This window comes from Pseudomonas sp. Ant30-3 (assembly GCF_000690905.1).
Lineage (GTDB): Bacteria > Pseudomonadota > Gammaproteobacteria > Pseudomonadales > Pseudomonadaceae > Aquipseudomonas.
Map to the genome: position 1 here is coordinate 1 of NZ_JMCL01000190.1, position 10,610 is coordinate 10,610.

Here is a 10,610-nt window from a genome sequence, read left to right on the forward strand (position 1 = left end):
GGCGTATCGTTCTCCGGCGTCGCGACCATGGTGGCAATTGTCAGCAGTGGCGGGGAGGGTGGGTTTCAATCGATTCTGGGCGCGGTGATAGCTGCATCGTTGATCGGATTGTTGATCACGCCGGTGTTCTCGCGAATTACCAAGTTCTTCCCGCCGCTGGTGACGGGGATCGTAATCACCACCATTGGCCTGACGCTAATGCCGGTGGCTGCACGTTGGGCGATGGGCGGTAACAGCCAGGCACCGGACTTCGGCAGCATGTCCAACATTGGTTTGGCCGCAGTGACGCTGGTGCTGGTGTTGTTGCTGAGTAAAGTCGGTAGCGCGACCATCTCGCGTTTGTCGATCCTGCTGGCGATGGTCATCGGCACGGTGATCGCAGTGTTCCTCGGCATGGCGGACTTCTCCTCGGTCACGCAGGGGGCGATGTTCGGCTTCCCTACACCGTTTCACTTTGGCATGCCGACGTTCCATTTCGCCGCGATTCTATCGATGTGCATTGTCGTGATGGTGACGCTGGTAGAGACCTCGGCAGACATTCTCGCGGTCGGTGAAATCATCGAAACCAAGGTCGACTCCAAACGCCTGGGCGACGGTCTGCGCGCTGACATGCTGTCGAGCATGATCGCACCGATCTTCGGCTCATTTACCCAAAGCGCTTTTGCCCAGAACGTTGGACTGGTGGCGGTGACGGGGATCAAGAGCCGTTTCGTGGTGGCCACCGGCGGGATGTTCCTGGTGATTCTCGGTTTGCTGCCCTTCATGGGGCGAGTGATTGCTGCTGTGCCGACCTCCGTGCTCGGCGGCGCCGGCATTGTCCTGTTCGGTACCGTGGCTGCCAGCGGCATCCGCACGCTGTCGAAAGTTGATTACCGTAATAACGTCAACCTGATCATCGTTGCGACCTCCATCGGTTTCGGCATGATTCCGATTGCCGCGCCGAACTTCTACGATCAATTCCCGAGCTGGTTCGCGACGATTTTCCATTCGGGCATCAGTTCATCGGCGATCATGGCCATCGTGCTCAATCTGGCGTTCAACCACCTGACTGCGGGCAACTCCGATCAGCAGTCGGTGTTTGCGGCGGGCACTGAGCGCGTACTGCGTTATCAGGATCTGGCGGCGTTGCGCGAAGGGGATTATTTCAGCGAAGGCAAACTGCGTGATTGCGACGGCAAGGAGATCCCGGTGGTGGAAGTGGATCACGGGCATGGCGAACCGCGTGCGGTGCATGTGAAAAGCAGTGAGCATGTGTAGCAGCAGTATCAGACGTTAGATCGACAATCGCCCGAAGGCTTCAAAGCATTTCGGGCGATTGCTCGATGAAACGACAGACACAAAAAAGCCCCTGAATCCTTCGATTCAGGGGCTTTTTGTTTATTGCTGTCTGGCTCCACGACCTGGACTCGAACCAGGGACCCAGTGATTAACAGTCACTTGCTCTACCAACTGAGCTATCGCGGAATGGCGTGTATGTTACTGATTCAAAAAGAGAAGTCAAGCATCTGTTATTCGTTGAACAGATTTGGCGAGACGGGCGGCGGTTTATCGGCGATTGGCGGTTACCAGAAACGCAGGAGCGGGCTACCATGAACGCCCGGGAGCGGTTACACGCGCTGCCGGCCATTCGCCGAAAAGGTACGCGTCATGACCCACCTGTTTTTCACACCTTGCCCTAGCGAGGTGTTCGCATGAGCATCGCTCAGATCAGTCTGCCAAAAGGCGTGGGCCCGCACGCCGAGAAATTGCTCGATGCAATCACCCAGGCCGGCACCGCTGAAGAATTGAATCGTGCAGGCGGCAAGGCCGAAGGTTTTGTGCTTGGCCTGGAAAGCGCCAAGGCTATCAAGAGCCAGATCGCAGAATCGCTGTATGTCGCCTACGACGATGCCGCCAGCCAGCGCGCCACCGAATTGGCTTAACCGCCGAAGGTAACGGTCGCCAGCATCAGTTTGTTGTAAAGCAGCGTCGCGCCCAGTTGTACCAGCCACAAGGCCAGGCCGCCGAGGAACACGCCCGTGGCCACTTGCATCACCAGGTTGCCGCTGCGTTGTTTGGCCGGGGTGCGAGGGATGAAGTCGTCGTGGTGATCGAGGTCGTCGCGCTCGGCGCGCAGGTCATCGTTTTTCATGTGGGTTCTCATCAGAATTCAGGTGTACGCAAAACCTGTAGGAGCCGGCTTGCTGGCGAAGCGGTCACAATCGCCAACATTATGTTGGCAGGTTGTCCGCCATCGCCAGCAAGCCGGCTCCTACAAAGTAGATGTCTGCAGTCTAGGGGGCTTGGTTGTCGATTTGAGATTTATCTTGTACAAAAAAACGGGAAGCCATCAAGCTTCCCGTTTTTCGTATCAGCAACTCACTCAGATCACCGCAACGATAGCCTTGGTCACCGCATTGATGTTGTTCTGATTCAACGCGGCCACGCAGATGCGGCCGGTGTCGAGGGCGTAGATGCCGAACTCTGTGCGCAGACGGGTCACTTGCTCCACGGTCAGGCCCGAGTAGGAGAACATCCCGCGCTGACGGCCGACAAAGCTGAAGTCGCGCTGCGGGGCATTTTTTGCCAGCAGGTCAACCATCTGAGTGCGCATGCTGCGAATGCGCAAACGCATTTCGGCCAGTTCTTCTTCCCACTGAACGCGCAATTCCGGGCTGTTCAGCACGGCGGCGACGATGCTTGCACCGTGGGTCGGCGGGTTGGAGTAGTTGGTGCGGATCACGCGTTTGACTTGCGACAGCACGCGCGCGCTTTCTTCTTTCGATTCGCTGACGATCGACAAGGCACCGACGCGTTCGCCATACAGCGAGAAGGATTTCGAGAACGAACTGGAAACAAAGAACGTCAGGCCGGATTCGGCAAACAGACGCACGGCAGCGGCGTCTTCGTCGATGCCATCGCCAAAGCCCTGATAGGCCATGTCGAGGAACGGCACGTGACCCTTGGCTTTCACGACTTCCAGCACGTCTTTCCAGTCCGCCGGGCTCAGGTCCACGCCGGTCGGATTGTGGCAGCAGGCGTGCAGCACGACAATCGAACCGGAGGGCAGGGCGTTCAAGTCTTCAAGCAGCCCGGACCGGTTTACATCATGGGTGGCTGCGTCGTAGTAACGATAGTTCTGCACCGGGAAACCGGCGGTTTCAAACAGCGCGCGATGGTTTTCCCAGCTGGGGTCGCTGATGGCCACGACAGCGTTCGGCAGCAGCTGCTTGAGGAAGTCGGCACCGATTTTCAGCGCACCGGTGCCACCGACGGCCTGGGTGGTGATGACCCGGCCCGCAGCGATCAACGGAGACTCATTGCCGAACAACAGTTTCTGCACAGCCTGGTCGTAGGCGGCAATGCCATCAATCGGCAAATAGCCACGGGAGGCGTGTTGAGCGACGCGAATCGTCTCGGCTTCGACAACGGCGCGCAGGAGTGGAATTCGCCCCTCCTCGTTGCAGTAAACACCGACCCCCAGATTGACTTTGCTGGTACGGGTATCGGCGTTGAATGCTTCGTTGAGGCCCAGGATTGGATCGCGTGGTGCCATTTCGACAGCGGAGAACAGGCTCATTTTTGCGGCGGCTCTGAATGGGGGGTGGAGGGACGTGTCGCGCTCCAGCCGAATGCACTAGAGCGGTGCACAAACGGGGAGCTAGTATAGAGGCCATCCCCGATCGATGGCGACAGACGTTTCCGCTTTTACTGAAAGTTTTCTCGATTATTTTTCGACCGTTAGTCGATTCGGCGCGTCAAAGACTTCAAGGGATGTAGGACGTTTGCCTTGAAAGCGCAGGCAATCGGCTCCACATTGAGATCAATCCAGTTTTTTCCTCGGGCGACGTCGGTCGTTTGCGGTCTTTCTCGTTCCTGTCCGGTTTTGCCGAGCGGGAGTGAACCCAGAGGTATTTCATGTCTGAATTCCAGCTAGTCACCCGCTTCGAGCCCGCCGGCGATCAGCCGGAAGCCATTCGCCTGATGGTCGAAGGCATCGAGGCCGGGCTGGCGCACCAGACGTTGCTCGGTGTGACCGGTTCGGGGAAGACTTTCAGCATCGCCAACGTCATCGCTCAGGTTCAGCGTCCGACCCTGGTATTGGCACCCAACAAAACCCTGGCCGCGCAACTGTACGGTGAATTCAAGGCGTTCTTTCCGAATAACGCCGTCGAGTATTTCGTTTCCTACTACGACTATTACCAGCCGGAAGCGTACGTGCCGTCCTCGGACACCTTTATCGAGAAAGACGCCTCGATCAACGACCACATTGAGCAGATGCGTTTGTCGGCCACCAAGGCGTTGCTGGAGCGCAAAGACGCGATCATCGTCACCACGGTGTCGTGCATCTACGGTCTGGGCAGCCCCGAGACGTATCTGAAAATGGTGCTGCACGTCGATCGCGGCGACAAGCTCGATCAGCGCGCCTTGCTGCGCCGTCTGGCCGACCTGCAATACACCCGCAACGACATTGATTTCGCTCGCGCAACCTTTCGGGTGCGTGGCGATGTGATTGATATCCACCCGGCGGAATCCGATTTCGAAGCCATCCGCATCGAGCTGTTCGATGACGAAGTGGAAAGCCTGTCAGCGTTCGATCCGTTGACCGGTGAGGTCATTCGCAAACTGCCACGTTTCACGTTCTACCCGAAAAGCCACTACGTGACTCCGCGCGAAACCTTGCTCGGCGCCATCGAAGGGATCAAGGTCGAGTTGCAGGAACGTCTCGAATACCTTCGCTCCAACAACAAACTGGTCGAAGCCCAGCGTCTGGAACAGCGCACCCGTTTCGACCTGGAGATGATTCTCGAACTGGGCTACTGCAACGGCATCGAAAACTACTCGCGCTACCTCTCGGGTCGTGCCTCCGGGCAAGCGCCGCCGACGCTGTTTGATTACCTGCCGGCCGACGCGCTGCTGGTGATCGACGAATCGCACGTCAGCGTGCCGCAAGTCGGCGCCATGTACAAAGGCGACCGTTCGCGCAAGGAAACGCTGGTGGAATACGGCTTCCGGCTGCCCTCGGCGCTGGACAACCGGCCAATGCGTTTTGACGAATTCGAAGGGATCAGCCCGCAGACAATTTTTGTGTCGGCCACGCCGGGCAACTACGAGGCTGAACACGCTGGCCGCGTGGTCGAACAACTGGTGCGCCCGACTGGCCTGGTCGACCCGCAGATCGAGATCCGCCCGGCGCTGACCCAGGTCGACGATCTGCTCTCGGAGATTGGCAAACGTGTCGCGCTGGAAGAGCGCGTCCTGGTCACCACTCTGACCAAGCGCATGTCCGAAGACTTGACCGATTATCTGGCCGATCACGGCGTGCGCGTGCGCTATCTGCACTCGGACATCGACACGGTGGAGCGGGTCGAAATCATCCGCGATCTGCGTCTCGGCACGTTCGACGTGCTGGTGGGGATCAACCTGCTGCGCGAAGGTCTCGACATGCCGGAAGTTTCGCTGGTGGCGATTCTGGACGCGGACAAGGAGGGCTTCCTGCGTTCCGAGCGCTCGCTGATCCAGACCATCGGACGCGCCGCGCGAAACCTCAATGGCCGGGCGATTCTTTACGCAGATCGCATGACCGGTTCTATGGAACGGGCGATCGGCGAAACCGAGCGGCGTCGCGACAAGCAGATCGCCTTCAACCTGGCCAACGGCATTACGCCCAAAGGCGTGTTCAAGGACGTTGCCGACATCATGGAAGGCGCCACGGTGCCGGGCTCGCGCAGCAAGAAGCGCAAAGGCATGGCCAAGGCCGCCGAGGAAAGTGCCAAGTACGAAGCCGAATTGCGCTCGCCGGGGGAAATCGCCAAGCGCATCAAAGGTCTCGAAGAGAAGATGTATCAGTTGGCGCGGGATCTGGAATTCGAAGCCGCGGCGCAAATGCGTGACGAGATTGGCAAGTTGCGCGAGCGGTTGATCGAGGTCTGATATTTGCGTGCAAGCCCGCTCCTACAAAGAACCGATTCTAGCGGGAACAACTTGCTCTACTGTAGGAGCGAGCCTGCTCGCGATAGCGTTATTCCAGACGCTGCAGTCCCCATTGACGACCGCCGCATAACCACATCAACAAGCCAAAGCCGGCATATCTGCCCTGCTCACTGGAGCCGGGCGGGCTACGCCTGTTACCATTCGCGCTTTGTTTTATCTTCATTTCGAGACTTGCCATGACCACCGTCCGCACGCGCATCGCGCCATCGCCTACCGGGGACCCCCACGTAGGTACCGCTTACATCGCTTTGTTCAACTATTGCTTTGCCAAGCAGCACGGCGGCGAGTTCATCCTGCGGATCGAAGACACTGACCAATTGCGTTCGACCCGCGAGTCCGAGCAGCAGATTTTCGACGCGCTGCGCTGGTTGGGCATCGACTGGAGCGAAGGTCCGGACGTGGGCGGCCCGCACGGTCCTTATCGCCAAAGCGAGCGCGGCGATATTTATCAGAAGTACTGCCAGCAACTGGTCGAAATGGGCCATGCCTTCCCGTGCTTCTGCACCGCCGAAGAGCTGGACCAGATGCGCGCCGAGCAACAGGCTCGCGGCGAAACGCCGCGTTATGACGGTCGTGCGCTGCTCCTGTCTGCGGAAGAAGTCGCCCGTCGTCTGGCCGCTGGCGAGCCACACGTGATTCGCATGAAGGTGCCGAGCGAAGGCGTCTGCGTGGTGCCGGACATGCTGCGCGGCGACGTCGAGATCCCGTGGGATCGCATGGACATGCAAGTGCTGATGAAGACCGACGGCCTGCCGACGTACTTCCTTGCCAACGTGGTCGATGACCATTTGATGGGCATTACCCACGTGTTGCGCGGCGAAGAATGGCTGCCTTCGGCGCCGAAACTGATTCTGCTGTACGAGTACTTCGGCTGGGAACAACCAGAGCTGTGCTACATGCCACTGTTGCGTAACCCGGACAAGAGCAAATTGTCCAAACGCAAAAATCCGACATCAGTCACGTTCTACGAGCGCATGGGTTTCATGCCGGAAGCGATGCTCAACTATCTGGGGCGCATGGGCTGGTCGATGCCCGACGAGCGCGAGAAGTTCTCTCTGCAGGAAATGGTCGACAACTTCGACCTCAAGCGCGTTTCTCTCGGCGGGCCGATTTTCGACATCGAGAAACTGTCGTGGCTCAACGGCCAGTGGTTGCGTGATCTGCCGGTCGAAGAGTTTGCCTCGCGTCTGCAGACCTGGGCGCTGAACCCCGACTACATGATGAAGATCGCCCCGCACGTGCAAGGCCGCGTCGAAACCTTCAGCCAGGTTGCACCATTGGCGGGTTTCTTCTTTGCCGGTGGCGTGAATCCGGATGCCAAGCTGTTTGAATCGAAAAAGCTTTCGGGTGATCAGGTTCGTCAGTTGATGCAGTTGATTCTGTGGAAGCTGGAAAGCCTGCGTCAGTGGGAGAAGGACAGCATCACTGCGACGATTCAGGCGGTGGTGGAATCCCTGGAGCTGAAGCTGCGTGACGCCATGCCGCTGATGTTTGCCTCCATCACCGGCCAGGCCAGTTCGGTTTCAGTGCTGGATGCGATGGAGATTCTCGGTCCGGACCTGACGCGTTTCCGTCTGCGCAAGGCCATCGACTTGCTTGGTGGCGTGTCGAAGAAGGAAAACAAGGAGTGGGAAAAATTGCTGGCGAACATTGCCTGACTCCACTTAATGCCACCTGATTAAACCGTTCCCATGTAGCAGCTGCCGCAGGCTGCGTCGGGTTGCGCAGCAACCCCTTGCCCGCGCGCCACAATCTGTCTGAAAGGGCAGAGTGCCTGTAAGTCGAGCGCACCCCGAGCCTTCCGCAGCTGCTACAGGGAACGTGTCACCCCGACATTACGGGGGCGGGCGGTAAGTGATTGTTATGTCGGCAAAAAACTTTGGAAATTGTTAAAAATAAGTTTGACACACTTCCAAAGCGCCATTAAGATTCGCCCCGTCCTCAGCGATGAGGGGCTTTAGCTCAGCTGGGAGAGCGCCTGCATGGCATGCAGGAGGTCAGCGGTTCGATCCCGCTAAGCTCCACCAATTTACACTTCAAGGTCTGGCCACACCGGCTTTGAAGCGATCAACACTCAGCGTTGATCTGGTGTATAGAAGGGTTTGCGTCCCCTTCGTCTAGTGGCCTAGGACACCGCCCTTTCACGGCGGTAACAGGGGTTCGAGTCCCCTAGGGGACGCCAGTTTTACAGAAGCGATGTTGCAAAATGTCGCTCCGCCGCGAGGCGAAAAATCCGGGGCTTTAGCTCAGCTGGGAGAGCGCCTGCATGGCATGCAGGAGGTCAGCGGTTCGATCCCGCTAAGCTCCACCAATTTACAGTTCAAGGTCTGGCCACACCGACCTTGAATCGATCAGCTCTCAGCACTGATCAGTTGTATAGAAGGTTTTGCGTCCCCTTCGTCTAGTGGCCTAGGACACCGCCCTTTCACGGCGGTAACAGGGGTTCGAGTCCCCTAGGGGACGCCACGATTACCCGCTCTGCGGGATTTTATAAGGGTCATTCAATTATTGAATGGCCCTTTTGTTTGTCTGGCGTTTGGCCAAATCCCCCTCGATCTTTCACACTGTTCTTCAGATCGGCGGTCACAGCCATGACTTGCGAAAAATTATTATGCGAATAATATTCTAATCGTAATATTCGGAGGCAACGATGAACGATAAAAAAGCTCAAACCCGCGAACGCATTCTCAAAGCTGCCAGTGCAGCGTTGATTCAGCGCGGTCCGGCTGAGCCGAGCGTAGGCGAAGTGATGGGTGCAGCCGGCCTGACTGTCGGCGGTTTTTACGCGCACTTCGAAAGCAAGGACGCGATGATGCTGGAAGCGTTCAAGCAACTGCTCGGCCACCGACGTGGCTTGATTGCCGACATGGACGCCGAACTGACCGGCGAAGAGCGTCGCGCTTTGGTCGCTGCGTTTTACCTGTCACGCAAGCACCGCGATTCTTCCGACTCTGCCTGCCCGATTCCCGCATCCGTGGGTGAGCTGGGCCGTCTGCCGGAGGCGTTCCGAGTGGCTTTGAATGAACACGTTGAATTGATGGTCGCGCAGTTGGCGGCCAGCCCGGAAGACAGCGAAAAAGCTTTGGCTGACATAGCGTTGATGGTGGGTGGTTTGGCGCTGGCCCGCGCGCTGGGGCCGGGTGATTTATCCGATCGATTGCTGCGCGCCGCCAAATCGGCGGTGCTATGACCTGAAGGCATTGGCCTGAGGAGTGGGAGCGATGGGCACGTTAAAGTGGGTTCGTGGCGTTAATGGCACCTTGGGCTGGTTTGCACCGCAATTGGTCGCGAGCAAAATGCGACTGGCATTCATGACACCGCGAGACCTGCCGCCTCGTGACTGGGAGTTGCCGCTGCTGGCCAAATCCGAACGCATTACCCTGCGTTTCGGGCTCTCCGCCTTGCGTTGGGGGCAGGGCCCGGCGGTATTGCTAATGCATGGTTGGGAAGGGCGGCCGACGCAGTTTGCCAGCCTCATTACCGCTCTGGTCGACGCCGGTTATACCGTGGTCGCGCTGGACGGTCCGGCGCACGGTCGCTCACCCGGTCGCGAAGCCAATGTCGTGCTGTTCGCTCGTGCGATGCTCGAAGCCGCCGCTGAATTGCCGCCGTTGCAAGCCGTCATCGGCCACTCCATGGGCGGCGCCAGTGCCATGCTCGCCGTGCAACTGGGCTTGCGCACCGAAACCCTGGTGACCATCGCCGCCCCGGCGCGAATTCTCGGCGTGTTGCGCGGTTTTGCACGCTACGTGCGGTTGCCCCCGAACGCGCGTTCGGCGTTCATCCGCCAGGTCGAAAACGATGTCGGCATGCGCGCCGCCACGCTGGATGTCGCGCACTATCAACTCGATATGCCCGGGCTGATCGTTCACGCCGAAGACGACAAGCTTGTCGGGGTCAAAGAGTCGCAACTGATTCATGAGGCCTGGTTCGACAGCCGTTTATTGCGCCTGGAAGAGGGCGGACATCAGCGCGTGCTCGCAGACCCTCGGGTGATTGATGGCGTGTTATCACTGCTGTCGGGACGCAGTCTGCAATCGCGCCAATCGGCCTGAGCATCCGTTACACTGCCTCGGTCGCAATAATCTGACCGGGAGTGGGGCATGGGCTGGGATCGGGCAACGCCTTTTATCATTGATCTGGAAGTGGCTGCCGAAGACATCGACGGTCTGGGCCACGCCAATAACGCGGTGTACGTCACCTGGCTCGAGCGCTGCGCCTGGCGTCATTCGCAGCGGCTCGGGCTGGATCTGGTCGAGTATCGGCGGCTGGATCGGGCAATGGCCGTGGTGCGTCACGAGATCGATTATCTGGCGGCAGCCTACGAAGGCGACGAACTGCAGCTGGCGACCTGGATTGTCGACTGGGACCAGCGCCTGAAGATGACCCGTCATTTCCAGCTCAAACGTCCGCGTGACAACGCCACGCTGCTGCGCGCGCAAACTACTTTTGTCTGCATCGAATTGTCGTCAGGCAAGCCCAAGCGCATGCCGACGGAATTTATCGAAGGTTATGGCCCGGCGTTGCAAGCTCCCGCCTGACACGATCTTGTGGCGAGGGAGCTTGCTCCCGCTGGACCGCGAGCGGTCCCCGACAATGGAAACTGTTGCGCACTTCAACGGGAGCAAGCTCCCTCG

General features: G+C 58.7%; 9 protein-coding genes and 5 tRNA genes. 11 read left to right on the forward strand and 3 right to left on the reverse strand.

Translation table 11 applies throughout. The annotated features are described in order from the left end of the window. On the forward strand, window positions 1-1,257 hold a 1,257-nt coding region (locus tag DU29_RS01000000130685), incomplete at its 5' end, for a nucleobase:cation symporter-2 family protein (protein ID WP_033051080.1). A gap of 131 nt (window positions 1,258-1,388) precedes the next feature. Here the strand turns inward: DU29_RS01000000130685 and DU29_RS0128560 are convergent. Further along, window positions 1,389-1,464 (reverse strand) — tRNA-Asn (locus DU29_RS0128560). 227 nt (window positions 1,465-1,691) lie between these two features. On the opposite strand from DU29_RS0128560, the gene DU29_RS0128565 reads away from it, so the two are divergent. Then, on the forward strand, window positions 1,692-1,922 hold the full coding sequence (locus DU29_RS0128565) for a hypothetical protein (RefSeq protein ID WP_028624759.1): 231 nt from the start codon (window positions 1,692-1,694) through the stop codon (window positions 1,920-1,922). Here DU29_RS0128565 and DU29_RS0128570 read toward each other — a convergent pair. Together DU29_RS0128570 and DU29_RS0128575 are read right to left on the reverse strand one after the other, a co-directional pair. After that, a complete protein-coding gene (locus DU29_RS0128570; protein ID WP_028624760.1) occupies window positions 1,919-2,131 on the reverse strand; it encodes a hypothetical protein in 213 nt (70 codons plus the stop codon). The two genes, DU29_RS0128565 and DU29_RS0128570, sit on opposite strands and share 4 nt — an antisense overlap. A 231-nt stretch (window positions 2,132-2,362) precedes the next feature. Then, window positions 2,363-3,559, reverse strand: coding sequence for an amino acid aminotransferase (locus tag DU29_RS0128575; RefSeq protein ID WP_028624761.1), 1,197 nt, complete (start codon window positions 3,557-3,559; stop codon window positions 2,363-2,365). Window positions 3,560-3,897: 338 nt separating this feature from the next. Here DU29_RS0128575 and uvrB point away from each other — a divergent pair, with 338 nt between their 5' ends. The 9 genes from uvrB to DU29_RS0128620 all read left to right on the forward strand — a co-directional run bounded on the left by uvrB (window position 3,898) and on the right by DU29_RS0128620 (window position 10,514). Beyond that, on the forward strand, window positions 3,898-5,913 hold the full coding sequence (uvrB, locus tag DU29_RS0128580) for an excinuclease ABC subunit UvrB (RefSeq protein WP_028624762.1): 2,016 nt from the start codon (window positions 3,898-3,900) through the stop codon (window positions 5,911-5,913). 236 nt (window positions 5,914-6,149) lie between these two features. Then, complete coding sequence (gene gltX, locus DU29_RS0128585; protein ID WP_028624763.1) at window positions 6,150-7,631, forward strand: glutamate--tRNA ligase; 1,482 nt, start codon at window positions 6,150-6,152, stop codon at window positions 7,629-7,631. Window positions 7,632-7,924: 293 nt separating this feature from the next. After that, a tRNA-Ala gene (locus DU29_RS0128590) sits at window positions 7,925-8,000 on the forward strand. Between the two features lie 79 nt (window positions 8,001-8,079). Beyond that, window positions 8,080-8,155, forward strand: a tRNA-Glu gene (locus tag DU29_RS0128595). A gap of 53 nt (window positions 8,156-8,208) precedes the next feature. Then, window positions 8,209-8,284: transfer RNA gene (locus DU29_RS0128600), tRNA-Ala, on the forward strand. Window positions 8,285-8,363: 79 nt separating this feature from the next. Beyond that, window positions 8,364-8,439 (forward strand) — tRNA-Glu (locus DU29_RS0128605). Between the two features lie 184 nt (window positions 8,440-8,623). Further along, window positions 8,624-9,163 (forward strand): TetR/AcrR family transcriptional regulator, encoded by a 540-nt coding sequence (locus tag DU29_RS0128610; protein WP_028624764.1) that lies wholly within the window; start codon window positions 8,624-8,626, stop codon window positions 9,161-9,163. Between the two features lie 31 nt (window positions 9,164-9,194). After that, entirely contained in the window at window positions 9,195-10,028 is an 834-nt protein-coding gene (locus DU29_RS0128615; RefSeq protein ID WP_028624765.1) for an alpha/beta fold hydrolase, read from the forward strand. 48 nt (window positions 10,029-10,076) lie between these two features. After that, window positions 10,077-10,514 carry an acyl-CoA thioesterase gene (locus tag DU29_RS0128620; RefSeq protein ID WP_028624766.1) on the forward strand — a complete coding sequence of 146 codons (438 nt, stop codon included), beginning with the start codon at window positions 10,077-10,079 and terminating at the stop codon, window positions 10,512-10,514. The last annotated feature ends 96 nt before the right edge of the window (window positions 10,515-10,610 follow it).